26 protein-coding genes and 1 other RNA gene are annotated in these 24,087 nt (G+C 29.8%); 14 read left to right on the top strand and 13 right to left on the bottom strand.

The window, feature by feature from the left end:
- Positions 1 to 10: 10 nt before the first annotated feature.
- A complete protein-coding gene (locus RSE15_RS01330; RefSeq protein ID WP_324069193.1) occupies positions 11 to 1,177 on the bottom strand; it encodes a proline dehydrogenase family protein in 1,167 nt (388 codons plus the stop codon).
- A 95-nt stretch (positions 1,178 to 1,272) separates the two neighbouring features.
- Between RSE15_RS01330 and aroB the strand changes: the two genes are divergently transcribed.
- The 4 genes from aroB (at position 1,273) to RSE15_RS01310 (ending at position 5,454) form a co-directional block, all read left to right on the top strand.
- Positions 1,273 to 2,340, top strand: coding sequence for a 3-dehydroquinate synthase (gene aroB / locus RSE15_RS01325; RefSeq protein WP_324069192.1), 1,068 nt, complete (start codon positions 1,273 to 1,275; stop codon positions 2,338 to 2,340).
- A gap of 289 nt (positions 2,341 to 2,629) precedes the next feature.
- A complete protein-coding gene (locus RSE15_RS01320; RefSeq protein ID WP_324069190.1) occupies positions 2,630 to 4,039 on the top strand; it encodes a type III PLP-dependent enzyme domain-containing protein in 1,410 nt (469 codons plus the stop codon).
- Positions 4,040 to 4,049: 10 nt separating this feature from the next.
- Complete coding sequence (locus RSE15_RS01315; RefSeq protein ID WP_153200232.1) at positions 4,050 to 5,024, top strand: deoxyhypusine synthase family protein; 975 nt, start codon at positions 4,050 to 4,052, stop codon at positions 5,022 to 5,024.
- A gap of 85 nt (positions 5,025 to 5,109) precedes the next feature.
- A complete protein-coding gene (locus tag RSE15_RS01310) occupies positions 5,110 to 5,454 on the top strand; it encodes a DNA primase (protein WP_324069189.1) in 345 nt (114 codons plus the stop codon).
- Positions 5,455 to 5,495: 41 nt separating this feature from the next.
- Here RSE15_RS01310 and RSE15_RS01305 read toward each other — a convergent pair whose 3' ends face one another.
- The 3 genes from RSE15_RS01305 to RSE15_RS01295 are packed head-to-tail and all read right to left on the bottom strand — an operon-like array spanning position 5,496 to position 7,741.
- Positions 5,496 to 6,005, bottom strand: coding sequence for a DinB family protein (locus tag RSE15_RS01305; protein WP_324069188.1), 510 nt, complete (start codon positions 6,003 to 6,005; stop codon positions 5,496 to 5,498).
- Between the two features lie 44 nt (positions 6,006 to 6,049).
- On the bottom strand, positions 6,050 to 6,529 hold the full coding sequence (locus RSE15_RS01300; protein ID WP_026726210.1) for an Lrp/AsnC family transcriptional regulator: 480 nt from the start codon (positions 6,527 to 6,529) through the stop codon (positions 6,050 to 6,052).
- A gap of 57 nt (positions 6,530 to 6,586) precedes the next feature.
- Positions 6,587 to 7,741 (bottom strand): M14 family zinc carboxypeptidase, encoded by a 1,155-nt coding sequence (locus RSE15_RS01295; RefSeq protein ID WP_324069187.1) that lies wholly within the window; start codon positions 7,739 to 7,741, stop codon positions 6,587 to 6,589.
- A 300-nt stretch (positions 7,742 to 8,041) separates the two neighbouring features.
- Here RSE15_RS01295 and RSE15_RS01290 point away from each other — a divergent pair, with 300 nt between their 5' ends.
- Positions 8,042 to 8,503 (top strand): helix-turn-helix domain-containing protein, encoded by a 462-nt coding sequence (locus RSE15_RS01290; RefSeq protein ID WP_324069186.1) that lies wholly within the window; start codon positions 8,042 to 8,044, stop codon positions 8,501 to 8,503.
- Between the two features lie 56 nt (positions 8,504 to 8,559).
- Here RSE15_RS01290 and RSE15_RS01285 read toward each other — a convergent pair whose 3' ends face one another.
- Positions 8,560 to 9,117 carry a 1-acyl-sn-glycerol-3-phosphate acyltransferase gene (locus RSE15_RS01285; protein ID WP_324069185.1) on the bottom strand — a complete coding sequence of 186 codons (558 nt, stop codon included), beginning with the start codon at positions 9,115 to 9,117 and terminating at the stop codon, positions 8,560 to 8,562.
- Positions 9,118 to 9,172: 55 nt separating this feature from the next.
- Here RSE15_RS01285 and RSE15_RS01280 point away from each other — a divergent pair, with 55 nt between their 5' ends.
- Entirely contained in the window at positions 9,173 to 9,835 is a 663-nt protein-coding gene (locus tag RSE15_RS01280; RefSeq protein WP_324069184.1) for a spermidine synthase, read from the top strand.
- A complete protein-coding gene (locus RSE15_RS01275) occupies positions 9,835 to 10,536 on the top strand; it encodes a potassium channel family protein (protein ID WP_324069183.1) in 702 nt (233 codons plus the stop codon). The genes RSE15_RS01280 and RSE15_RS01275 overlap by 1 nt, the downstream gene beginning before the upstream one ends.
- Here the strand turns inward: RSE15_RS01275 and kdsB are convergent.
- A complete protein-coding gene (gene kdsB, locus RSE15_RS01270; protein WP_324069182.1) occupies positions 10,533 to 11,264 on the bottom strand; it encodes a 3-deoxy-manno-octulosonate cytidylyltransferase in 732 nt (243 codons plus the stop codon). The two genes, RSE15_RS01275 and kdsB, sit on opposite strands and share 4 nt — an antisense overlap.
- A 27-nt stretch (positions 11,265 to 11,291) precedes the next feature.
- Entirely contained in the window at positions 11,292 to 12,716 is a 1,425-nt protein-coding gene (locus RSE15_RS01265; RefSeq protein ID WP_324069181.1) for an ATP-dependent DNA helicase, read from the bottom strand.
- A 122-nt stretch (positions 12,717 to 12,838) separates the two neighbouring features.
- On the opposite strand from RSE15_RS01265, the gene RSE15_RS01260 reads away from it, so the two are divergent.
- Genes RSE15_RS01260 through rsmD form a run of 3 tightly spaced genes read left to right on the top strand, consistent with a single transcriptional unit; the run spans position 12,839 to position 14,971 of the window.
- Positions 12,839 to 13,600 (top strand): hypothetical protein, encoded by a 762-nt coding sequence (locus tag RSE15_RS01260; RefSeq protein WP_324069180.1) that lies wholly within the window; start codon positions 12,839 to 12,841, stop codon positions 13,598 to 13,600.
- On the top strand, positions 13,584 to 14,396 hold the full coding sequence (locus RSE15_RS01255; protein ID WP_324069179.1) for a DUF3822 family protein: 813 nt from the start codon (positions 13,584 to 13,586) through the stop codon (positions 14,394 to 14,396). The genes RSE15_RS01260 and RSE15_RS01255 overlap by 17 nt, the downstream gene beginning before the upstream one ends.
- Entirely contained in the window at positions 14,393 to 14,971 is a 579-nt protein-coding gene (gene rsmD / locus RSE15_RS01250) for a 16S rRNA (guanine(966)-N(2))-methyltransferase RsmD (RefSeq protein WP_324069178.1), read from the top strand. The genes RSE15_RS01255 and rsmD overlap by 4 nt, the downstream gene beginning before the upstream one ends.
- Before the next feature lie 12 nt (positions 14,972 to 14,983).
- On the opposite strand, the gene rnpB is transcribed toward rsmD, so the two are convergent.
- An RNA gene (gene rnpB / locus RSE15_RS01245) (RNase P RNA component class A) lies at positions 14,984 to 15,312 on the bottom strand.
- Positions 15,313 to 15,460: 148 nt separating this feature from the next.
- On the opposite strand from rnpB, the gene dnaX reads away from it, so the two are divergent.
- Positions 15,461 to 16,534 carry a DNA polymerase III subunit gamma/tau gene (dnaX, locus tag RSE15_RS01240; protein WP_133607073.1) on the top strand — a complete coding sequence of 358 codons (1,074 nt, stop codon included), beginning with the start codon at positions 15,461 to 15,463 and terminating at the stop codon, positions 16,532 to 16,534.
- Positions 16,535 to 16,854: 320 nt separating this feature from the next.
- Positions 16,855 to 17,223, top strand: a complete 369-nt coding sequence (locus RSE15_RS01235) for a DUF8439 domain-containing protein (protein WP_324069177.1) — start codon at positions 16,855 to 16,857, stop codon at positions 17,221 to 17,223.
- A gap of 3 nt (positions 17,224 to 17,226) precedes the next feature.
- Here the strand turns inward: RSE15_RS01235 and RSE15_RS01230 are convergent, their stop codons facing one another.
- Both RSE15_RS01230 and ppk1 read right to left on the bottom strand, forming a co-directional pair.
- Positions 17,227 to 18,117: a Ppx/GppA phosphatase family protein gene (locus tag RSE15_RS01230; RefSeq protein WP_324069176.1), complete on the bottom strand. Its 891-nt coding sequence runs from the start codon at positions 18,115 to 18,117 to the stop codon at positions 17,227 to 17,229.
- Between the two features lie 10 nt (positions 18,118 to 18,127).
- Entirely contained in the window at positions 18,128 to 20,212 is a 2,085-nt protein-coding gene (gene ppk1, locus RSE15_RS01225; RefSeq protein WP_324069175.1) for a polyphosphate kinase 1, read from the bottom strand.
- 338 nt (positions 20,213 to 20,550) lie between these two features.
- On the opposite strand from ppk1, the gene RSE15_RS01220 reads away from it, so the two are divergent.
- Positions 20,551 to 21,357, top strand: coding sequence for a hypothetical protein (locus RSE15_RS01220; RefSeq protein WP_324069174.1), 807 nt, complete (start codon positions 20,551 to 20,553; stop codon positions 21,355 to 21,357).
- Positions 21,358 to 21,460: 103 nt separating this feature from the next.
- Positions 21,461 to 21,958 carry a hypothetical protein gene (locus RSE15_RS01215; protein WP_324069173.1) on the top strand — a complete coding sequence of 166 codons (498 nt, stop codon included), beginning with the start codon at positions 21,461 to 21,463 and terminating at the stop codon, positions 21,956 to 21,958.
- A gap of 54 nt (positions 21,959 to 22,012) precedes the next feature.
- Here the strand turns inward: RSE15_RS01215 and RSE15_RS01210 are convergent, their stop codons facing one another.
- From RSE15_RS01210 to RSE15_RS01200, 3 genes are all read right to left on the bottom strand, one after another.
- Positions 22,013 to 22,438, bottom strand: a complete 426-nt coding sequence (locus RSE15_RS01210) for a protease complex subunit PrcB family protein (RefSeq protein ID WP_324069172.1) — start codon at positions 22,436 to 22,438, stop codon at positions 22,013 to 22,015.
- On the bottom strand, positions 22,438 to 23,568 hold the full coding sequence (gene bshA, locus RSE15_RS01205) for an N-acetyl-alpha-D-glucosaminyl L-malate synthase BshA (protein WP_324069171.1): 1,131 nt from the start codon (positions 23,566 to 23,568) through the stop codon (positions 22,438 to 22,440). Before bshA ends, RSE15_RS01210 begins: the two co-directional genes overlap by 1 nt.
- Before the next feature lie 63 nt (positions 23,569 to 23,631).
- Complete coding sequence (locus RSE15_RS01200; RefSeq protein ID WP_324069170.1) at positions 23,632 to 24,087, bottom strand: DUF1801 domain-containing protein; 456 nt, start codon at positions 24,085 to 24,087, stop codon at positions 23,632 to 23,634.

Here is a 24,087-nt window from a genome sequence, read left to right as displayed (position 1 = left end):
TTTATTCATTTTACAATTTCCTTCTCTCCTTTTCTTTTTTAATTAACATCAATTCCCTACTAGTTTGTCCAGCAACTGAAGTGTTTTCTTCTGCTCTTCTAATTAAGTATGGCATAACATCTCTTACTGGTCCAAATGGCAAATATTTAGCAACATTATAACCATTAGAAGCTAAATTAAAACTAATATTATCACTCATCCCTAATAATTGTCCAAAAAAGATACGATTATCGTTTTTAGCAATTCCTTTCTCTGTCATTAATTGCATTAATTTGTATGAGCTTTCTTCATTGTGTGTTCCAGCAAAAACAGCCATTTTGTAAATATTTTCAACCATATACAAAACGGCTGCATCGTAATTAATATCAGTAGCTTCTTTAGAAACACATATTGGAGATTTTAATCCACGTGCTTCTGCTCTTTCATTTTCTTTTTCCATATAAGCTCCACGAACTAACTTCATTCCAATAAAAAAACCTTCTACTTTCGCTTGGTCATGAAGATTTTTTAAATAATCCAATCGATCCCAACGATACATTTGCAACGTATTGAATACAATAGCCTTTTGTTTGTTGTACTTGCGCATCATATCGGAAACAATTGCATCTGCTGCATCTTGCATCCAGCTCTCCTCTGCGTCAATTAGTAATAAAACATCTTTTTCATGTGCGGTTCTACAAGCCAAATCAAATCGAGCAATTACACGATTCCATTCTTGTTGTTCAGCTTTCGTTAAAACCGACTTCTCTCCTACTTTTTCATACAAATCTAAACGACCAAAACCGGTTGGTTTAAAAACTGCAAACGGAATGGCTTCACGTTCTCTAGCAAATTCAATTGTTTTCAATGTCATTTCTAAAGCAGCGTCAAACTGTTCTTCTTCTTCTTTCCCTTCTACAGAATAATCCAAAACCGACGAAACACCTTTGGTAAACATATTATCTACCACTTTTAAACAATCTACTTCGTTAACACCACCACAAAAATGATCAAATACAGTTGAACGAATCAATCCTTCTACAGGTAAATGTGCTTTAAGAGCAAAATTTGTAACCGCAGTTCCTATTTTTACAAGTGGTTGACTAGCAATTAATTTGAAAAGAAAATAAGCTCTTTCGAGTTCTGTGTCACTTTTTAAAGAAAAAGCAACTTGTGTATTGTCAAATATTTTATTCATGATATTTTTAATAAAAAGCGACACAAATATACGTTAGATTTTGCTAATTTTAAATAAAAAATGCCTTATTTTGCAATAAAATTCAAGCTTTTTACATGCAAACAATTACAGCAACCCAATATAGTGTTTACTTTGATTTAGAAGGATATGAAACTTTAGCAGAACTACTAATTCCTTCGCGTTATTCAAAAATATTTATTTTAGTTGATGAAAATACTTCACAATATTGTTTACCACATTTACTAAATAATTTAGTTACGGAAATCGAAATTGAAATAATCGAATTGGAAGTGGGTGAAATTCATAAAAATATTGAAACATGCACTGAAGTTTGGGGAGCGTTATCAGAACTTGGAGGCGATCGTAAAAGCGTATTAATTAACTTAGGAGGTGGTGTTATTTCGGATTTAGGAGGGTTTGTAGCTTGCACATTTAAAAGAGGCATAGATTTTATTAATATCCCAACAACATTGCTATCTATGGTTGATGCTTCAATTGGAGGTAAAAACGGTGTAGATTTAGGAAATTTAAAAAATCAAATTGGGATAATTCGTGAACCAAAAGCTGTAATAGTTGATACTCAATTTTTAAACACATTGCCTCAAAACGAAATGCGATCTGGTTTGGCTGAAATGCTGAAACATGGATTGATTTTTGACAACAAATATTGGGATAAATTTAAAGATTTAAAAGACTTACATACAGATGATTTAAACAACTTAATTCATCAATCAATTCAAATAAAAAATACAATTGTTTGTGAAGATTTAACCGAAAATGGGATTAGAAAATCTTTAAACTTTGGACACACTTTAGGTCATGCTATCGAAAGTTATTTTTTAGAAAAAAATGCTAAAACAACATTACTTCATGGCGAAGCAATTGCGGTTGGAATGATATTAGAAAGTTATATTTCAAAAGAAAAAAACTTACTAACCAATGAAGAATATCAGGAAATTAAATACATTATTAATGATGTATTTGAGAAAATTGAATTCACTCCATTTGATATTGAAAAAATCATTGAACTCCTTATTTTTGATAAAAAAAATGAGTTTGGAAAAGTGAAATTTACATTACTTGATGGGATTGGTAAAATAAAAATCAATCAAGAATCAGACAACACATTGATTTACAATGCTTTTAAAGATTATTCCATCTAATTATTTTTTTTTTTTTTCTTTATTTTTTAGCGATTTAATTTTTTAACTTTGCCCTAATGAAAGAAAACAAAAAACAATCTAATTTTAACAGAAAACGAAATAATAGAAATGTCGACATATCTATTATTGCTCGGTTGTTTTTTTCTATCTTTAGCTTTCATATTACTGATTTATTTGAAACCTCAAAGGTGTTTAGCGAAAAATTACTAATTCGCTTTGCCAATATTAGGGTTTGAAAATCGAGATTAAAAATAGATGTTACCTTTTATAATTTAATCTAATTTTCAAAATGAACACAAAATATTACGATTTAATAAATCAGACTTTTTATTTCCCACAAGAAGAATTTACACTAAACAAAGATGAACTTCAATTTCATGGTATTGACTTAATGAAATTAGTTGAAGAATATGGTACACCTTTGAAGTTTACTTATTTACCAAAAATTTCTCAAAACATTAATAGAGCCAAAATGTGGTTTAGAAATGCTATGGAAAAGCATGATTATGATGCTAAATATTTCTATTGCTACTGTACTAAAAGTTCACATTTTGAATTTATTTTAAATGAAGCCTTAAAAAACAACATTCATATTGAAACTTCTTCTGCTTTTGATATCAACATTGTTGAAACATTAATGGAACAAGGAAAAATCAATAAAAACACTTTTATTGTTTGTAATGGCTTTAAACGCGATCAATATGTAACCAATATTGCACGTTTAATCAACAACGGACATAAAAATACGATTCCGGTAATTGATAATTTTGAAGAATTAGATTTACTTCAAGAAGAAATTGACGGAAAATTTAAAATCGGAATACGTATTGCAGCTGAAGAAGAGCCGAAATTTGAGTTTTATACCTCTCGTTTAGGAATTGGATATAAAGATATTGTACCATTTTATCGTAAACAAATTGCAGAAAATAAAAAAGTGGAATTAAAAATGCTTCACTTCTTTATTAATGCAGGAATTCGTGATACCGCCTACTATTGGAATGAGCTATTAAAATGTATGAAAGTATACATTGCTTTGAAAAAAGAATGTCCTACTTTAGATAGTTTAAATATTGGTGGTGGTTTTCCAATCAAAAATTCATTAGCCTTTGATTATGATTATCAATATATGGTTGATGAAATTTTGAACCAAATTAAAATTGCTTGTGATGAAGCAGAAGTTCAAGTTCCTCACATATTTACCGAATTTGGTTCGTTCACTGTTGGTGAAGCTGGCGGTGCATTATACCAAGTTTTATATCAAAAGAAACAAAATGATCGTGAAAACTGGAACATGATTGATTCGTCATTCATTACAACACTTCCAGATACATGGGCAATTAACAAACGTTTTGTAATGATTGCCGTTAATCGTTGGAACGATACTTATGAAAGGGTTTTACTGGGAGGATTAACGTGTGATGGTGATGATTATTACAATTCTGAACAACACATGAATGCCGTTTATTTACCTAAATACAATAAAGAAAAACCTTTATATATAGGATTTTTTAACACAGGCGCTTACCAAGAAACAATTGGAGGTTTTGGTGGATTAAGTCATTGTATTTTACCGCAACCAAAACACATTTTAATTGATAAAGACAAGAACGGTATTATTGCAACTGAAGTGTTTTCAGAACAACAAAAAGCCGAAGATGTTTTAGAAATTTTAGGATACAACAAAAGAAAAGAACAATAAAATAAGAAAAATGAGCAAAGGACCAGTTAGTCAGTTTATAGAGAAACATTATCTTCACTTTAACTCTGCAGCTTTAGTAGATGCAGCAAAAGGTTATGAAGAACATTTATTAGACAACGGAAAAATGATGATTACTTTAGCAGGTGCAATGAGTACTGCTGAATTAGGTAAATCATTAGCTGAAATGATTCGTCAAGATAAGGTACATATTATTTCTTGTACTGGAGCTAATTTAGAAGAAGATATCATGAACTTAGTAGCTCATAATTCTTATAAAAGAGTTCCAAATTATAGAGATTTATCACCTCAAGAAGAATGGGATTTATTAGAAAATCATTATAATCGTGTAACAGATACTTGTATTCCAGAGGAAGAAGCTTTCAGAAGACTTCAATCGCATTTATTTGATATCTGGAATAATGCAGACTCAAAAGGTGAACGTTATTTTCCACATGAATTTATGTACCAAATGATTAATTCAGGTGTTTTAAAACAATACTACGAAATTGACCCAGCAGACTCATGGATGGTGGCTGCAGCTGAAAAGAATTTACCAATTGTTGTTCCTGGATGGGAAGATAGTACAATGGGTAACATTTTCTCTTCTTATTGTATCAAAGGAGAATTCAAAGCTACTACAATGAAAAGTGGAATTGAATACATGATGTGGCTAGCAGATTGGTATCCAAAAAATTGTGCTGGAAAAGGAATTGGTTTCTTCCAAATTGGTGGAGGAATCGCTGGAGATTTCCCAATATGTGTGGTTCCTATGTTATATCAAGATATGGAAATGCATGATGTACCGTTTTGGAGCTACTTCTGTCAAATATCTGATTCTACAACTAGTTATGGTTCTTACTCTGGAGCAGTTCCAAATGAAAAAATTACTTGGGGTAAATTAGATATTCACACACCTAAATTTATAGTAGAATCAGATGCTACTATAGTTGCACCGTTAATGTTTGCTTATATTTTAGGATGGTAAAAAAAGTTAAAAAAAAAATTTATTTTGCTTGAAAATATAAGTTTAGGATAGTACATTTGACCAAAATAAGATTAAAACCTACCCAATGAAAAGAGTTATTGTTGATTACGCTAAATTAACAAATGAAATCTTAACATTATTAGTTGAGAAATTTCCTGATGGTTATGATGATTCGGACATCATACGTTTTAAGAATGCTAAAAATGAAACAATAGAAGCAGTAGAAGTTAGAACAACAGATACTATTTTTCTTGTGAAAGTAAGTACAAAATTATCTGATCGAATTGAAAATTATGATGAAGATGATATTATTGTTGAAGATGTTGTTGTAGACAAAATTGTTGGCCTTAAAGAATTAGACATTGATGAAGATGAGGACGAAGAAGAGGATGACACAAATGATTCTGAAGACTTAGACGACGAAGATTAATATAAAAAAAGGGATTCATATTTTTTGAATCCCTTTTTAATTTATAAATATCTTTCTAAAATTATTTGCTTATGATGCAACTCATGTCCCAAAATAATATAACCAATACCTCGTACCGATACACTGTAGTTTGATGCTAATCCTAATTGCTGTAAAACCTCTTTACTAAAAGATTCAAACAAACTTATTGTTGCTTTTCTAACTGTTTTATATTCAGCTAATAAACTTTCAAAATCTCTTTCATTTCCACGTGCTGAAACTACGTAATCATTCTCCTCAAATCCAGGCAAAGCAGTTTTATCATTTCTTGCAATTCGAAGTGCTCTATAAGACAGTATGCGTTCAGCATCAATAAGATGTAGAATAATATCTTTAACTGTCCACTTCCCTTCCTCGTAACGAAATTCATGTTTAAATACAGGAATTGAAGTGAAAAAGTGTATTAATTCTTCATTTTGATTCGTAAGTCCTTTAACTATATCTTGTTCTGGAACTAATTTGATATAATCCACATAATAAGGAGCAAATTCATTCGGATTTAAATTTATCATAACTTTAAGACATAAAAAAAGCCTCAAAAGGAAGCTTTGTAATTTTACAATTCTTTAAAAATCGTATGCATTAATCGTTTTTTATCGTTAATGCTTTCTTCTAAAGAAATCATTGTTTCTGTTCTGTAAACACCTTCAATATCATCAATCATAAAGATAACTTCTTTAGCGTGTTTAGTATCTTTAGCTCTAATTTTACAAAAAATATTAAATTTCCCCGTAGTTACATGAGCAACTGTGACAAACGGAATTTGATTAATACGTTCTAAAACAAATTTAGTTTGTGACGTGTTGTGCAAGAAAACACCAACATAAGCAATGAAAGAATACCCTAATTTTTCATAATCTAAAGTTAATGAAGACCCTTGGATAATACCTGCATCTTCCATTTTCTTTACTCTTACATGAACAGTTCCTGCAGAAATTAATAGTTTTTTTGCAATATCTGTAAAAGGAACTCTCGTGTTATCAATCAACATGTCCAAAATTTGATGATCTACTTCATCTAAACGAAACTTACTCATAAGTGCTTATAATAATTGTTAATTTTTTTATTTTTATTTAAACATGAAGTAAATTTATTAAATAATTTTCAGACCATTGTTAAATTCTGTTAAATTATCAATAAAAAAATTGGCTGCTTCTCCCAAAACAGGATAATTCAATCCTTGCGAAGAAAATAAACCATAAGCACAATCGTATTCTATATGTCCTTTAAAATTTTGCAAATCATCCAATTTATCAATTGTTGCAATATATTTTAACTGACCATCTTGCACCACTTCATTATATTGAGCTACAAAGTTAATTATTTTTTCTTCACTATTGTCAATAATTTTGATATTTTTATAAATAAAATCATAAAAACATTTGTTATTTTGAGGAATATTCAAATATTTAATCAATTCATTGTCAACTATAACGTTTTCGTTAATAGCATCGAACGAACTCAATAGCGCTATAAAAATATATTTCCGAACTTGATCTCTCGGGTAATCGTTTTGATAATGACCTGCTTCAAAAAGAATTGTTGGGGTCCTTTGAGTAGTAAAATAATCTCCAGTACAATTTATATTATAGCCATCATCAAAACGTCCAATTTGATTTGGAATATAGTTTTGCAAAACATTATTCATCTTATTTATTATAGTGATTGATTTCAATCTTACATCATTATATTCTCTGGCTGAATTAAAAGCTGGTGATAAAAAAGATACTGTTGCAGGTAAATTAAATTCTTCTGTACCAAATATTGTTCTTTGATCATGCAAATTATAGCAATAATCAGGCTCAAATGATTTATAAATAGCATGTAAGACTTTCATTTCAGGTTGTGTTGCATTGAATGCATCACGATTTAAATCAACATTACTGGCATTTTCTCTAGTATATAGATAGGCTCCATCAGGATTTAGCATTGGAATACATAACAAGGTATACTCCTTTTTTATTAGAGAAGCTTCTTTTTCATCGGATAATAAGAAATTAAAAAAATCAAAAACACCTTTTGTAGTCGTTGATTCATTTCCATGCATTTGAGACCACATTAATATTTTGGTTTTACCTGTACCAATTTTAATTTGATAGATACTTCTATTTTGAACAGATTTACCAATTTCAGTAATTTCAAAATCTGATTTTAATCTGTCAATAACAGGAAGTATTGTATCTAAATGAATATACTTTCCTTTTAAATCTTCTACTAAATAGTGTGTTGCTAATTGTAAATAATCCATTGCTTAATTTTGATTTACAAATGTAAACAACTTTAATTTTACATTTGTAAACAATCAAAATACTTATAGATTTTACTTTTGTAAACAAACTAAATAGGTAAAGCTAGCTTAATAAAACATTAAAGTTTACAATATTAATCTATAATTATATATTTTAATAAATTTAATAAAATCAATTAGTTAAAGCATTTTTTTTAAACTAATAAATTAACTATATATTTCGAATTTACAACTGTAAACTTGTAGAATTAACTTAGTTTGTTTACATTTGTAATTCTAAAGAATTAAAAACTATTTACAATGGTAAACATCGATGATTTTATTAAACGTTTAGAAATCATACTCGATTATTATAATTTATCAGCTTCTTCTTTTGCAGATAAAATCAATGTACAACGATCAAGTTTGTCTCACCTACTCTCTGGCAGAAACAAACCTAGTTTGGATTTTATCATTAAAGTAATTGAGGTTTTTCCAGAAATTGATTTATACTGGATTTTAAATGGTAAAGGTGTTTTTCCTAAGTCAGAAAATAATTCAGTTTTATTAGAAGCATCAGAAAACAAGGAAACAACTAAATCTTTAAATGAATCGTCATTTGCAGAACCCGATTTATTTTCAACAGTTGAAAAAGTGGATCCTTCTACTCTTATGGAGCAGCATACTGTAGAATCTATTAAAACAGAAAATAATTCTTCTGAAGAAATTGAGCGAATTGTGGTGTTTTTTAAAAATGGAACTTTTAAAAACTATAAGCCGTAAAAAAAGTTCTAGAAAAACTAGAACTTTAAAAGATATGACGAAGTATTACTAATCAGTTATTTTTCAGGCACGTAACTTAAATGTGGAACTTTTCCAATTACACCTACATAGTACGATTCTAGGATTTTAATATCCGCCTCTATATTTCCTGTAGGATAAAATGGTTCATGATAAACAACTTGCTTTCTTCCATAATCAAATGCCACGGGAACAATAGGTACATTCGCTTTTATTGCCATGTAATAAAACCCTGTTTTCCATTGAGTTACTTTTTTACGCGTTCCTTCGGGTGCAATTGCTAGTCTAAAAATATCATTTTCAGAAAAGATAGTTGCAATTGTATCTACTTTATTTTCGTTTTTTTGTCTATTTAAAGGCCTTCCTCCTGTCCATGTGAAAAAATAATTAAAAGGAAATACAAATAATTCTTTTTTTGCAACATAATTAATTTCGATATTCAGTATTCCTCTAGAAAATATTCCCAAAAAAAAATCATACCAACTAGTATGTGGAACAGCAATAATTATACATTTTTTTACTAAGGGAGTAATTGTTCCAACTACTTTCCAACCAAAAATTGTACAGAAAATAAATTTGTATATAATTTGTTTCATGAGATTGTATTTGATGCAAAAATAAAATTATATTTACGATTACAAACAAAGTTTCATGATTAAGCGCTTACTAAGTTTTTTACTTCCTGTAAAAATTCATCAAAAAAAATCGGTTTATAGTAAAAATCTTGAGGTGACTTGGAATAATGGTTATTTGGTTTTAGATTCTGAAAACACTAATTATTCGTATGGAAGTTTACAACGGGTTTTAAAAAAAGGATTGAAATATATTGGTTATGATAGGATTAGGAATTTTCAATCTATTTTAGTGCTTGGTGTTGCTGGTGGTAGTGTAATTGAAACTTTAAAAAAAGAAATTAAATTTGAGGGACAAATAACTGGTGTAGAAATTGATCCAGTTGTTGTAGAATTAGCCACAAAATATTTTGGATTGGGAAAATATAATAATGTTTCAATTGTAATTGATGATGCCTTTGAATTTGTTTTGAAAAGCAAAGAAAAATATGATTTAATTATCATTGATATCTTTCAAGACACAACCATGCCAAATTTTTTATTTGAAGATTTTTTTATTAATAGAATTAATTTTTTACTTAAAGTAAATGGATTTATATTATTCAATACCATGGTTTTAAATAAAAATGATAGTGAAAGAAATTTTGATTACAGAAATAAATTTGACAGTAATTATTCTGTCCGTTTATATCCAAAAATTGAAGAGCACAACGAATTATTTACAATAAAAAAATTAGCCTGATGAACTTTTTTGAAAAATTATTAGTGGGTAATGTTGGACATAATTATATTCCAAAATACAATCCAATTCAAAAACGAATTCTAAATATTAAATCTATTTGGAATAATGATCATCAAGATGATAACGGAATTGAAAAATTAGTTCGTTTGTTTTTATCTTCCTCTCAGCTATTGTTTCCTGGTATTTACATAAAATATTTTGTAGGGAAAATTGGTCATGAATATCAGGATTTAGGAATAGATTTATATGTTTTAGCTAAAGTTATATTCCCTTTTTTAATACTAATAAACGGTTGGCAAAGTAATGATTACATAATTTGGATATTGGTTTTTGTCTTATTAGAAACTGTATTGTATATCCCTACTTTGATTTTTGCTTCGGATTTATTTTCGAGACCTCGTTCCTACAAACGTTCAATGCTACTTCTTTTCTTTAATTACATTGAAATAGTGGTTTCTTTCGCTGTGTTATATACGCTTGGTGAAAATATGAACAAACCTTTTGAACATTGGTTTGATTCAGTTTATTTTAGTGTAATTAGTTCTAATTCAATTGGCTATGGTGATTATTATCCTGTAACTACTTTTGGTAAAATTTTAGTTAGTTTACAAGCAATGTTCTTTTTATCATTTGTGATTTTATTCTTGAATTTCTTTTCAACAAAAATAAAAAGCAAAGGATATTTTGATGATGATGTCTAATTGTTTAATAGAATCCTAGCTTTCTCTAAATCTTCTGGCGTGTCAATTCCAATGCTACCGTGAGTTGTTTCTACCATTTTGATACGTTTTCCATACTCCAAATAACGAAGTTGTTCTAATTTTTCAGATGCTTCTAATGATAACATTGGCAAACGGTAAAAATCCATTAATGCTTCTTTTCTAAAAGCGTAAATTCCGATGTGTTTCATGTAACGAACACCTACATTCTCTTCCCTTGGAAATGGAATTACCGAACGTGAAAAATATAATGCAAAACCTTGTTGATCGGTAATTACTTTGACATTATTCGGATTATTAATTTCTTCTTTATCAATAATTTGAAACATTAACGAACCTAAATCAACTTTCTTTTCGGTATCTTTTTTAAAGACTTCAATTAACTCTTCTAAAGGTTTTTTGTTGATGAAAGGTTCATCACCTTGCACGTTAATTACGACATCGACATCCATATTTTCAACAGCTTCTGCAATTCGGTCGCTTCCGCTTTCGTGTTCTTTAATAGACATAATAGCCTTACCTCCATTCGAGATAATTTCGTTGTAAATTAAATCGGAATCCGTAACCACGAAAACATCATCAAACAAATTAGTTGAAATAGCTGCTTCATACGTTCTAAGAATTACCGTTTTACCTCCTAAATCTTGCATTAACTTAGCAGGGAAACGAGTGGAAGCATATCGAGCAGGAATTACAGCTATTATTTTCATGTTTTATTTATTTTGATTACAAAAGTATTAATTTTCAAAAAACTCATCTTTAAAACCGATTAAATATAATTTTTCTTCCGCTCGTGTAATGGCTGTGTAGAGCCAACGAACATAATCAACATCAATTCCATCAGGTAAATAAGGTTGTTCTATAAAAACAGTTTTCCATTGTCCACCTTGCGATTTGTGACATGTTATGGCGTAGGAAAACTTTACTTGAAGTGCATTGAAATAAGGATTTTCTTTTACTTTTTGCATTTTTTTATATTGTTGGCGTTCTTCTTCATAATCCAACAACACTTCTTGATACAATTTATTAGATTCTTCATACGTCAACGAAGGCGATTCGCTCATAATCGTATCCAACATAATTACAGTATCAAACGGAATTTGATTAGGATAATCGACCATTCTGATTTTCACCGTAGCAAATTTGAATCCGTATAATTCTTGAATTTTTCTGATTTCTAAAATTTCGATGATATCACCATTCGCAATAAATCCAGCTTCTGATTCTTCTTTTAACCAAAAATAGTTGTTTTTCACAACCATCATATAATCTCCGGTTGAAATTTCACTTTCTTTGGATAAAATAGAAGCTCTTATTTGTTGGTTGTATTGATTGGCTCTTTTATTAGAACGCAAAATAAACACAGTATCTTCAATACTATAATTGTCATATGCTTGGTGAATAGCATCTTGAATGTCATAACCATCTTGTAAACGAACCACATCCTTAAATCCTTTTAATTTAAATTGGAACGTATCAATAAAATGGGAATGTAATAATTCTCGCAATTCAGTGGCATTATACAAAATCCCAGAATGTTCAGCCTGACGCATTACTTCGTCTAATTCAATATGATGCACATTTTTTTGGTAGTGAAGGGAAAGTGAATCAATATCCAAAGCAGGACTTATACTCATATTTACAGGTGGAAGTTGCGCGGTATCTCCTATTAGTAATAGCTTGCAATTTTTTCCAGCATCTACATAAAAAAACAAATCGTCCAATAAGGAACCGTTTTCATACAATTTAGAATCTTGATTGGAATCTGAAATCATTGAAGACTCATCTACAATAAAAAGAGTGTTTTTAAATTTATTTTGTTGCAAGGTAAAACTAACACCACCTGTTTTATTCTTTTTAGGAAAATAAATCCGCTTATGAATGGTATGCGCTGGTTTTCCCGAATAATTACTAATTACTTTTGCTGCTCTTCCTGTTGGAGCTAATAAAACAGCTCTCATATTTACATCGGCTAAATTATTAATCACCGTCGAAATTATGGTTGTTTTACCTGTTCCGGCATAACCTTTGAGTACAAAAATATCATCAGAAGTCGAATTTAAAATAAAATCGGCTATTTTCTGAAAAAAAATTGCTTGTTTTTCAGTAGGTTGATGAGGAAAATTATTTTGTAATAAATTGTAAAACAGCTTATAAGTCATGAAAATGGATTTATCCAATATTAATTTTTCAAATATACTGATGATTTTTTCAAGAAATTCTTTTGTGTAGAAAAAAAAATTGTAGATTTGCGTACCTATTTAACTAAAAATAAATTAATCGAATGTTAGAAATTGCTATTTATTTAGTCGTATTGATTGTTTTAATCTTTGCATTGGTTAAACTAATTGATAAATTTGTTACACCTGGAAATAAGAAAGTATTTACTGCTGTATTGTGGGGTATCTCAATTTTTCTTGTATATTTAATATACTCATCTATCATGAAGCCAATTGCGTTTCAAAACGAAAAAGAAGCTCGTTATGAAATTGCTGTTAAAACAATGTTAGATATTAAAAAACTTCAAACAGGATACAAATCTGTTAATGGAAAATTTGCTGATACGTTTGAAGAATTAATTAAATTTGTAGAAAACGGTCAGTTTGAAATTATTTCAAGAAGAGATACTGCTGTAATTGATGCTGCAAAAAATGCTGCTTTTGGTATTAAAGTTGGAGCTGACGGTGTTGGAGGTTTCTTTAAAGATGAAGTTGTAATTACTAAATTAGGTTCAGTATCTGTAAAAGATTCTTTATTTAAAAATTCTGACCGTTACAAAAGGTTAAATATAGTCAAAGTTGGCCAAGTAGAAGTGCCTGTTGTTATGAAAACTGGAGTTGTTTCTAGAAGCGACATGAATATATCAGTATTTCAAGCGATTATTGACAAAAATGCTTTATTGAAAGATTTAGATCAAGAATTGGTTAAACAAGAAAACAAAGTTGAGTCTATTGACGAAATCAATGGTCCACAAATTATTTTAGGTTCACTAGAAGAAGTAACTCTTACTGGAAACTGGCCGAAAAAATATGGTAATAACGAATAACGACATTACTCAAAAAACATACAAAAAGTTGTCCATTCAGGTTTCCTTGAGTGGACTTTCTTTTTGTGTCTTTGATTTAATTTCAAATAAAATAATTAGTACAGCATCAATTAATTTTGAAAAAAACAAAGTAGTTGAGGAGCAATTGTGGCGAGCTTTTATAGATTACCCTATTCTTACTAAATCGTATGATGATGTATCTATTATTCACGATAATAACCTAAATACTTTTGTTCCAACCTCAATTTTTGATAGTAACTTTTTAGCAAGCTACTTGCAATACAATACTAAAGTTTTTGAAACAGATTATTTTACCTATGATGTTATTTTTCCATACGAAATGAATAACATTTACGTGCCTTTTATTAATATTAACAATTTCCTATTAGACCAATTTGAAAGTTTTGAATACCAAAATTCCAATTCTATTTTAGTTAAACAATTACTTGATTTTTCTAAAAATAATGAAGAAAAACAAGTTTTCATTCATCTTCAAAAGGAACATTTTGAAATAGTTGTGGTTAAAAACCAACAATTACTTCTATTTAATTCTTTTCAATACAATACTCCAGAAGATTTTATTTACTACATACTTTTTACATGTGAACAATTACAATTAAATCCTGAAACCATTTCGGTTCAAATTTTAGGAGATTGTTCGGATGAAGATGCTTATTTTAAAATTGCCTTTAAATACATTCGAAATTGTGCATTATTAGATATTACATCTAAATCATCTAGTTTAGAAATTACTCCCAAAGATTTACGAAATCACTTTATATTATATCATTCATGAGAATTATCTCCGGAAAACACAAAGGACGTAGACTAGTCGCTCCTAAAAATTTACCTGTCCGCCCTACTACCGATATGTGTAAAGAATCGCTGTTCAATATTCTGAATAACTATTTTAATTTACATGAATTAAAAGTACTAGACTTATTTGCTGGAACGGGAAATATTAGTTACGAATTTGCTTCTCGTGGTGCGGGTCCCATTACAAGTGTTGATGGCGACATGGGATGTGTAAATTTCATCAAAAAAACGGCAACAGAATTAGATTTAGATATCAGTGTCATTAAAAGTGATGTATTTAAATATTTAGAAAAGAGCAAATCAAGTTATGATATTATTTTTGCTGACCCTCCGTATGATCTAGGTCAGGAAAATTTTGAAAAAATAATTCAACTTATTTTTGAAAACGAAATCTTAGACGAAGAAGGTATGTTGATTGTTGAACATTCAAAACATACTAAATTAGATCATATGACTAATTTCTCTTTTTCGAAGAGTTATGGAGGTTCTGTATTTTCTTTCTACGAAATTGAAAGCTACGAAGAAGAAGATATTGAAGAGGAAGACGAAGGGTAAAATCTTCAAAAATAAAAAAGCAGACCTATAAGCCGGATTCTGTCTCCGATAAACGGAGCCTTATCATTTATCTAGACTATACATTACTATATAGCTCAAGCTGCCTACCCTTCAACATCGGACGAGTCGCCCTTATTCTAATTACTTAGAAACTGTTGATATACTTGACATTTCACCGCATAGAGTTTACCTGGTTTCACTACAGCATTATCTGTACATACTTTCTGTTGCACTTGTCCTCATTCGTCGAAACGAAAGGATGGGCGTTACCCACTATGCTACTCTTTGGTGTCCGGACTTTCCTCCCATGCATTCACACGGACGATAAGGCGGTCTGCGGTGCAAATTTAGAGTTTAGAAATTAGAATTTAGAATTTAATTAATATTATTTCAAATTGTGAATAACTTTTATAAAGATTAGTCCCAATTTAGATTTTGGAACTTGCTTTTTGGATTATCAAATTATATATTTGTGAATCAATTTATTCTATGGAACAATTTATAGTATCAGCCCGAAAATACCGTCCGCAAACATTTAAAGATGTTGTTGGACAACAGGCTATTACCAATACTTTGTTGAATGCTATTGAAACCAATCATTTAGCACAAGCTTTATTGTTTACTGGACCTCGTGGTGTGGGAAAAACAACTTGTGCCCGAATTTTAGCTCGAAAAATTAATCAAGAAGGTTATGATGACCCTTACGAAGATTTTTCGTTTAATGTTTTTGAATTAGATGCCGCTTCTAATAATGGAGTTGATGATATACGTAGTATAATCGACCAAGTTAGAATACCTCCGCAAACTGGAAAATATAAGGTTTATATTATTGACGAGGTGCACATGCTTTCACAAGCTGCTTTTAATGCTTTCCTGAAAACATTAGAAGAACCGCCAAAACATGCCATTTTTATTTTGGCTACTACGGAGAAGCATAAAATTATTCCAACGATTTTATCACGTTGTCAAATTTTTGATTTCAAAAGAATTACAGTCAAAGATGCAAAAGAACATTTAGCCGAAATTGCCAAAGAACAAGGCGTTGCTTACGAAGATGATGCATTACATATTATTGCACAAAAAGCAGATGGTGCTATGCGTGACGCTTTGTCTATTTTTGACAGAGTGGTTTCCTATTGTGGAAATAACTTGACAAGACAAGCTGTTACTGAAAATTTAAATGTATTGGATTTTGAATATTACATCAGAATCACTGATTTAATTTTAGAAAATAAAATACCTGATTTATTAGTTGCATACAATGATATTTTAGCAAAAGGTTTTGACGGTCATCATTTTATTGCTGGTTTAGCTTCGCATTTTAGAGATTTATTAGTGTGTAAAAATCCAGCTACGTTACCTTTGTTAGAAGCTGGAGAACAAGCTCAAGCCTTATATGCAGCCCAATCACACAAAGCAATGCATGATTTCTTGATAAAAGGAATTGAATTGGCAAACGAATGTGATTTAAAATTTAAAGTCAGCCAAAACCAACGACTTTTAGTTGAACTTTGCTTAATGCAACTAGCCTCTATCACTTTTGATGGAGAAAAAAAAAAGTAGCTAAATTTATCATTCCTGCTAAATATTTCAACAACAACTCCTACTCTATTTCGGAAGTTCCATCGGTTAAAGCACAGATTCCTACTGAAAAATTAAAACCTGTTGTAGTTGCTGAAACTGTTGTAAACGAACCTATAGTTACAGAGAATCCGGTAACACAAAATGATTTAGTTACTCCAATTGTTACAGAAATTCCTAAGCCAGTTTTAACAAATTTAAATCCGACAGGAACTAAAGTTTCTGCACTGTCTTTAGCAAGTATTAAAGCTAAAAAAGACTTTGAAGCACAACAAAATCAGCATCAAAAGCACAAAGAAGGATTGCCTTCTGAAATATTTAACGAAATCGACATGTTGTTGCAATGGAATAAATTTGCTCAAAAAATGACAGATGCTGGTAAGCGATTGATGGCAACTTACATGCAAATGAATGATCCTAGCTTAAATGGAACCACCATTACTCTAGAACTTCCAAATCAAAGTACAAAAGAAGAGTTTTTATCAGGTTGCCATGAATTAATAGGCTATTTAAGAGGAAAATTACACAATCACGACATTACAATTGAAGTTGTTGTAAATGAAACGGTTGAAAACAAATATGCTTTTACACCTCAAGAAAAATTTGAACGATTAAAACAAATCAATCCTACAATAGAATTATTGCGAAAAACGTTTGATTTGGATGTGTAGTTTTTATATCTTCCCATAATACATTGCTTTCACGATACCATCCGATAATCCAATTTTTGGCACATAAATATGTCGTGCACCACTCCATTTCATAGCATTTAAATATATACGCGTTGCTGGAATAATTACATCGGCACGATCTGGATTTAATCCTAAATCAGCAATGCGTTGTTCGTATGTCATGCTGTTTAATTTTTGATATTGAGATTGCACGTACATGTATGACAATGGCTTATCTTGATTTTTCTCAGATAATTTGAATAATTTATTAATATTTCCACCAGAACCAATAAGCGTAATATTATCAAAAGATTCTGTATTTGTTTTAATCCATTTTTCAATTTCTTGCCACACAATATCAGAAACCATATTATTTAGCAAACGAACCGTTCCGTTCTTGAATGATTTTGAAGCAATAATGTTTCCTTCAAAAAACAATGAAAATTCAGTACTACCACCACCAACATCAACATATAAATACGCTTTATCTGAAGTTATAAATTGTTTTAAATCAGATGCTGCAATTATAGCTGCTTCTTTTTTTCCATCTATAATATCAATTTTAATATCGGCTTTTTTCTTGATTATTTCTACAACTTCTTTTCCATTGTAGGCTTCTCTCATAGCGGAAGTTGCACAAGCACGATATTGTTCTACTTTATGAACTTTCATTAATAGCTTAAATGCTTTCATGGCATCAACCATTCGTTCAATATTTTCTTCCGAAATTTCGCCTACTGTAAAAGCATCTTGCCCCAAACGAATTGGAACACGCACCAAGGAACTTTTATTGAACTGTGTTTTGCAACCTTCTTGCTCCACAATATTGGTTACCAAAAGCCTCATGGCATTGGAACCAATATCAATAGCAGCATATTTTTTTATTGTAATCATTTATATTTTATTATTGCAGCTCTTCTGCAATTACGTCTAATTTATTTTGATAATAATTGTACATTTCTAGTTGCGCTCTAAATGGTTTTTCATCACCACGATTTCTATACTGATTTAACAATGCAGCAGAATGAATTCTAGCTTTTACATTGGCTTTCCAACCAATTTCAAATGTTTCAATTAATTCTTTTTTAATTTCTTTATCATAAATTGGACAGGTTACTTCTACCCTAGCATCTAAATTACGTGTCATAAAGTCTGCTGATGAAATGAAAACTTCAGGATCACCCGCATTACCAAAAATATAAATTCTAGAGTGTTCTAAATAATTATCCACAATACTAATAGCTTCAATATTTTCACTTATACCCTTTAATCCGGGTATTAAACAACATATTCCTCTGATAATTAATTGTATTTTTACACCAGCATTACTTGCTTCATATAATTTATCCGTCATTTTGAAATCGGATATACTATTCATTTTTAATTTGATGTAAGCTTCTTTTCCAGCAATTGCATTAGAAATTTCTCTATCAATTAATTTATTAAAACGGCTTCGAGTATAATGTGGTGAAACTATTAAGTGTTTATAACGATGTACCCTGTAATTCACATCAAAGAAATCGAATATTTTAGCAACATCTTTTAAAATTTCGTTATTGCTTGTAAACAAAGTTACATCCGTATAAATTTTTGCTGAATTTTCATTGAAATTTCCTGTTGAAACTAATCCGTAACGCTTTACTTTTCCTTCTTCTAATCGTTCTATTACACATACTTTACTATGAACTTTTAAACCTTTTACACCAAAAATCAATTCAATGCCTTCGGTTTGCATTTGTTCAGAATAAGAAATATTACTTTCTTCATCAAAACGGGCTTGTAATTCGATTTGGACAGTTACTTTTTTGCCATTTTTTGCTGCATTAATAAGTGAACTCACAATTTGAGAATTCTTAGCTAAACGATACAACGTAATTTTTATGGAAGCTACTTTTGGATCTAATGCGGCTTCACGCAAAAACTTGATAATGTAGGAAAATGATTGGTAGGGAGCATAAAGTAAATAATCCTTCTTTTTAATTCGCTCTAAAATACTACCTTCTAAAGATAATCCTGGGATTGGTAGCGGATGATTTTCACGGTATAACAAATCATATCTACCTAAATTTGGGAAATTCATATAATCTCTTCGATTATGATATCTTCCGCCTGGAATAATACTGTCTGAACTTAAAATATTCATTCCTTTTAGAAAAAATTCCAAGGTATCCTTACCAATCGCTTGATCGTATACAAAGCGAACAGGTTCGCCAACTCTTCGCTCTTTAACCGAATTTGATATTTTTTCCATCAAACTTTTACTCAAATCACTATCAAACTCTAACTGCGCATCTCGAGTGATTTTAATCATGTGAGCTGAAATACTTTCATAATCAAATATATTAAATATATTATTTAAGTTAAGTCGAATAACATCATCTAAAAGAACAATATACTGCTTATTTGAGTTTGATGGTAAAACAACAAATCGATTAATTGTATTAGGAATTTCTACAACAGCATATATAATGTTATTAGTAGAATTATCTGATTTTAAAACAAGTTTAACCGCTAAATAACCCGAAGTATCTTTTAATAAAGGAAATTCCTCCAAATTATTCAACATGATGGTAACAACCGCCGGACTTACGTTTTGAATAAAAAAATCATGTATAAAAATTTCTTGTTCTTTTGTTACTTGATTTTCATTAATAATAAAGATGTTTTCCTTTTCTAATTTTTTTTCGATTTCGGTTAAAATACGCAAACTTTCAGATTGCTGTTCAATAACAATTCCTGTAATTTCTTTAAGCAATTGTTCAGCAGGAACACCTAATATTTTTTCGGTTTCAACAGTTTCAAAACTCATTCTTCGGATTGCTGCATAACGCACTCTAAAAAATTCATCTAAATTATTTGAAAAAATTCCAAGGAATCGAAATCTATCTAATAAAGGAACATTTTCGTCATTAGCTTCTTGAAGTACTCGGGCATTGAATGTTAACCAACTTTTTTCTCTGTCTGTATAATTATTTAATGTGTTATTCATTTTTTAAACTGGCTTGGAAATATGGTTGTTATTGATTGTCCTTTACCTAAATTTTGCTAATCTTCTTAATAAAATTGCAGTACAACAACAATTGAAGTTTAAACAATTTAAATTTAAAGGTCTCCAAATTTATTAACAAAATTTGTAATAGTTTCATAATATCTAAAAAGAATTACTTTGCTTAGTATTTTTAATGATTTTAACCTAATATTACATAAAGTTAACTAATCTAAATGAGTTTTTTTTTAATTTTATTTATCGTTACAAATATTCTACAAGATTGATATGATACTTTTTATATATTAGCAAATCAAATAATATCACAAATAAATATTACCATGAATAAATCATATTTATTAACTTTTATACTTTTTGTTAACATTTTTTTTTCTTGTTCTAATGACAATGAAAATTCAAATAATTCAAGCATATTTTCAACTCCACTAACTGCAGGTAGTTATTGGACTTATAATATTGAAGATCAATCTGGAATTAATAGAGACTCTTTATTTGTTGATAGTGAAACTACTATAAACAACAATACCTATAAAGTTTTCAAAGCTAAAAATGATGCAGCTACAGGATTTTATTCAAATTCTCTAAAAAATAATAATATTAGAGAGAATAATGGTAAATTATTACTAACCGGAGATTTAGCATTAACTGCTGGACAAAATTTACCGTTTACGATTGATTTATCATTAAATGATTTTATAATTTTTGATAAAAATGCTACAAATAATCAAACTTTAAATTCGTCACCAAAAACAGGTGTAATAAATGAGACAGTTAATGGGGTTCCACTAACAATTAGCTACTCTTTACAATCGTATGGAGGAGAAACATTATCAACATTTACAACTCCAAATGGTATGGTGTATTCTAATGTAAAATCGACCAAAATAAAACTAAATCTAACCATAACTACAATTATAACAGTCCTTGGTTCACCTCAAACGTTTACGGCTTTAGCACCTCAAGATGTTTTGGTATCTACACAATATTTATCTGATGGAATTGGTGTAGTTTATACTAACACAGTTTCTTCATACACTGTAAGTAATTTTGTTGCAAATGAATTACAAATACCTGAGAGCGACACACAAACTCAAGAAGAATTTTTAGACAACTATGACATTAACTAAATAATTTTAAAACCTTCTAAGCTAATATATTATTTCATTTTTTATCTATTATTACTTTATAATAAACCGTATAAAATTGGCTATCTTTGTAAAAACAAATAATATGAAGAAATTAATTTTATCTGCATTTATGCTATTAGGTATAGCGTTTAGCGCTCAAGCTCAAGAAATTTCTAAAAATGTATTAGGCCTTCGATTAGGAGATAACGATGGTTTTGGAGGAGAAATTTCTTATCAAAGAGCATTAGGTTCAAACAATCGTTTAGAAGTTGATTTAGGTTGGAGAAATAGTAAAGACGTTGATGCTTTTAAAATTGTTGGATTATACCAATGGATATGGAATATTGATGGCGGTTTTAATTGGTATGCTGGTGTAGGTGGAGGAATTGGAAGTTGGAGTTATGACAAAAACGATGTTGAAGATAGCGGAAGTTTTATTTTAGCCGCTGGTGATATCGGAATAGAATATAACTTTTCTGAAGTGCCTATTCAATTGACATTAGACTTTAGACCAGAAATGTATTTTGGTGGTGATTATTTAGATTTTAGAGATGGATTTGGTCCTGATTTTGCTTTAGGAATTAGATATAAATTCAATTAATAAAACATCCTTAATAAAAAAGTAGCCGTATCATCATTGATCGGCTACTTTTTTTTATTCAACAATTGTATTTTTACCTTTTGGAATTAAAGCGATACAATAAGGATTAGTGATTACCGTAGTTGCTAATTCTCCTTTTTTTGGACCAATTTCCTTTTTCTTAACAACAATAGTTTCATTTTCATTTACTATTGATTCTATGCTAATTTCATAACCTCCAGAGTTTTTTTGACCTTGAAATAAAACCAATACATTTTTATTTTTAAAATCAACTTTTAAAAAATTAGCATATTGTGATTCATCTAATTTTAACGAATCTATAAACTGAATATAGGATTCATTATCACTAATTATTAGATGACCAGGCTTTTCAGCCCCGCCAATTGCACTATTATAAATTACAGAAAAAGAAGTGTCTACAACTTTTTTTGGAGCACTACAAGAAAAAATCACAAACAATATGGGTAAAAATTTAATCATTACTTTGAATTTATAGCTTTAAAATAAATCTGTTCATATAATGGTAGTATATTTTGAATATCAAACAATTTAGCAGTTTCTAAAGCATTTAATTTAAATTGGGTTAATTTTTTGTCATCTTGTAACAAAGAAATGGCATCTCGGCTCATTTTAGCAACATCACCTACATCACTCAAATATCCAGAAAAATCATCTTTATTTACTTCAGGTAAACCACCTGAATTACTTGAAATTACAGGTACACCGCAAGCCATTGCTTCTAATGCTGCCAAACCAAAACTTTCTGTTTCTGATGGTAATAAAAATAAGTCAGAAAAACACAATATCTTGTCAATTTCATTACTATTCCCAAAGAAAATTACTTTGTTCTGAATACCTAACTTTTCACATAAATATTCTGCATTTTCTTTTTCTGGACCTTCGCCTACCATCATTAATTTGGAAGGTACTTCCTTCTGGATTTCATAAAATATTTTCACAATATCTTCAATGCGTTTTACCTTTCGGAAATTTGAAATGTGTGTGATAATTTTTTCATTTTCAGAGGCCATTAAAGATCGATGGCACGGAATATTCTCTTTTAATTTTTCTTTGTTTAATTCAATAAAGTTTGGAACAACTTCAATATCATTTTTAATATCAAATAAACGATAAGTATCATCTTTTAAGCTTTGAGAAACACTCGTAACCACATCAGATTTATTGATACTAAAACTCACTGCTGGCTTATAAAATGGATGATTTCCTACCAAAGTAATATCAGTTCCGTGAAGTGTTGTAACCATTGGAATATGAATACCTTCATCGGCTAACATTTGTTTAGCCATATAACCTGCATACGCATGTGGAATTGCATAATGCACATGTAAAACATCGATTTTATATAATTTTACCATATCTACCAATTTGCTTGAGAGCGCTAATTCATAGGGTTGGTAATGAAATAATGGGTATTCTGGAACATGCACTTCATGATAATGTACGTTTGGATTCAATAACGCCAGTCGTACCGGTTGACTGTATGTAATGAAATGGATTTCGTGACCTCTTTTGGCTAATTCTAAACCAAGCTCGGTAGCCACTACTCCACTTCCTCCAAAGGTTGGATAACAAACAATTGCAATTTTCATGAATATAAATTTTGTTTAAAATTACCATTTCTAATATTGGCAATTATAAAACATTTGTTAAAATTATTTTTTAAAAGCAGATTCATAAGTCACAATCCATTCTTGAACTGTTACCTTACTTACCAATTCACCAATCAAATCAAACGGAATATTTTCAGGCTTTTTGATGCGAAAGCAACTTTTACCAATATCTAGTTTTTGTTTAGAATGTTTAGGATATTCAGAAACAAACCATTCGTATAATTCAGGATTTGCATACATACCCATATGATAAAAATTAATGCTGTTTTTTTGACTTGCAAAGGAGATAAACGGCAAAGGTAACTCTGGCGTACAATGATAACCTGAAGGATATAGTGAATGCGGTACTACATACCCTATCATACCATAACTTATACATTCTTGAAAACCTTCTGGAAGATTTTCTAAGATTACTTTTCTTAATTTTTGCAACGCTTCTCTCCTATCTGCAGGAGATTCGTTGATGTATTGATCTACTGTAATTGTTTGTGATGTCAT

This window comes from Flavobacterium sp. (genome assembly GCF_035195345.1).
Lineage (GTDB): Bacteria > Bacteroidota > Bacteroidia > Flavobacteriales > Flavobacteriaceae > Flavobacterium.
This window is presented reverse-complemented; position numbering and strand designations above follow the sequence as displayed.

What these genes read in the sequence shown, in the direction of transcription:
- RSE15_RS01265 (WP_324069181.1), bottom strand. Translation starts at nt 12,716, where the DNA reads ATGACTTATAAGCTGTTTTACAATTTATTACAAAATAATTTTCCTCAT.
- RSE15_RS01290 (WP_324069186.1), top strand. Translation starts at nt 8,042, where the DNA reads ATGGTAAACATCGATGATTTTATTAAACGTTTAGAAATCATACTCGAT.
- bshA (WP_324069171.1), bottom strand. Translation starts at nt 23,568, where the DNA reads ATGAAAATTGCAATTGTTTGTTATCCAACCTTTGGAGGAAGTGGAGTA.
- RSE15_RS01310 (WP_324069189.1), top strand. Translation starts at nt 5,110, where the DNA reads ATGAAAAGAGTTATTGTTGATTACGCTAAATTAACAAATGAAATCTTA.
- RSE15_RS01220 (WP_324069174.1), top strand. Translation starts at nt 20,551, where the DNA reads ATGAATAAATCATATTTATTAACTTTTATACTTTTTGTTAACATTTTT.
- RSE15_RS01210 (WP_324069172.1), bottom strand. Translation starts at nt 22,438, where the DNA reads ATGATTAAATTTTTACCCATATTGTTTGTGATTTTTTCTTGTAGTGCT.
- aroB (WP_324069192.1), top strand. Translation starts at nt 1,273, where the DNA reads ATGCAAACAATTACAGCAACCCAATATAGTGTTTACTTTGATTTAGAA.
- RSE15_RS01320 (WP_324069190.1), top strand. Translation starts at nt 2,630, where the DNA reads ATGAACACAAAATATTACGATTTAATAAATCAGACTTTTTATTTCCCA.
- RSE15_RS01275 (WP_324069183.1), top strand. Translation starts at nt 9,835, where the DNA reads ATGAACTTTTTTGAAAAATTATTAGTGGGTAATGTTGGACATAATTAT.
- rsmD (WP_324069178.1), top strand. Translation starts at nt 14,393, where the DNA reads ATGAGAATTATCTCCGGAAAACACAAAGGACGTAGACTAGTCGCTCCT.
- ppk1 (WP_324069175.1), bottom strand. Translation starts at nt 20,212, where the DNA reads ATGAATAACACATTAAATAATTATACAGACAGAGAAAAAAGTTGGTTA.
- RSE15_RS01330 (WP_324069193.1), bottom strand. Translation starts at nt 1,177, where the DNA reads ATGAATAAAATATTTGACAATACACAAGTTGCTTTTTCTTTAAAAAGT.
- RSE15_RS01315 (WP_153200232.1), top strand. Translation starts at nt 4,050, where the DNA reads ATGAGCAAAGGACCAGTTAGTCAGTTTATAGAGAAACATTATCTTCAC.
- RSE15_RS01260 (WP_324069180.1), top strand. Translation starts at nt 12,839, where the DNA reads ATGTTAGAAATTGCTATTTATTTAGTCGTATTGATTGTTTTAATCTTT.
- RSE15_RS01255 (WP_324069179.1), top strand. Translation starts at nt 13,584, where the DNA reads ATGGTAATAACGAATAACGACATTACTCAAAAAACATACAAAAAGTTG.
- RSE15_RS01305 (WP_324069188.1), bottom strand. Translation starts at nt 6,005, where the DNA reads ATGATAAATTTAAATCCGAATGAATTTGCTCCTTATTATGTGGATTAT.
- RSE15_RS01215 (WP_324069173.1), top strand. Translation starts at nt 21,461, where the DNA reads ATGAAGAAATTAATTTTATCTGCATTTATGCTATTAGGTATAGCGTTT.
- RSE15_RS01200 (WP_324069170.1), bottom strand. Translation starts at nt 24,087, where the DNA reads ATGACATCACAAACAATTACAGTAGATCAATACATCAACGAATCTCCT.
- RSE15_RS01230 (WP_324069176.1), bottom strand. Translation starts at nt 18,117, where the DNA reads ATGATTACAATAAAAAAATATGCTGCTATTGATATTGGTTCCAATGCC.
- RSE15_RS01280 (WP_324069184.1), top strand. Translation starts at nt 9,173, where the DNA reads ATGATTAAGCGCTTACTAAGTTTTTTACTTCCTGTAAAAATTCATCAA.
- RSE15_RS01285 (WP_324069185.1), bottom strand. Translation starts at nt 9,117, where the DNA reads ATGAAACAAATTATATACAAATTTATTTTCTGTACAATTTTTGGTTGG.
- kdsB (WP_324069182.1), bottom strand. Translation starts at nt 11,264, where the DNA reads ATGAAAATAATAGCTGTAATTCCTGCTCGATATGCTTCCACTCGTTTC.
- dnaX (WP_133607073.1), top strand. Translation starts at nt 15,461, where the DNA reads ATGGAACAATTTATAGTATCAGCCCGAAAATACCGTCCGCAAACATTT.
- RSE15_RS01295 (WP_324069187.1), bottom strand. Translation starts at nt 7,741, where the DNA reads ATGGATTATTTACAATTAGCAACACACTATTTAGTAGAAGATTTAAAA.
- RSE15_RS01300 (WP_026726210.1), bottom strand. Translation starts at nt 6,529, where the DNA reads ATGAGTAAGTTTCGTTTAGATGAAGTAGATCATCAAATTTTGGACATG.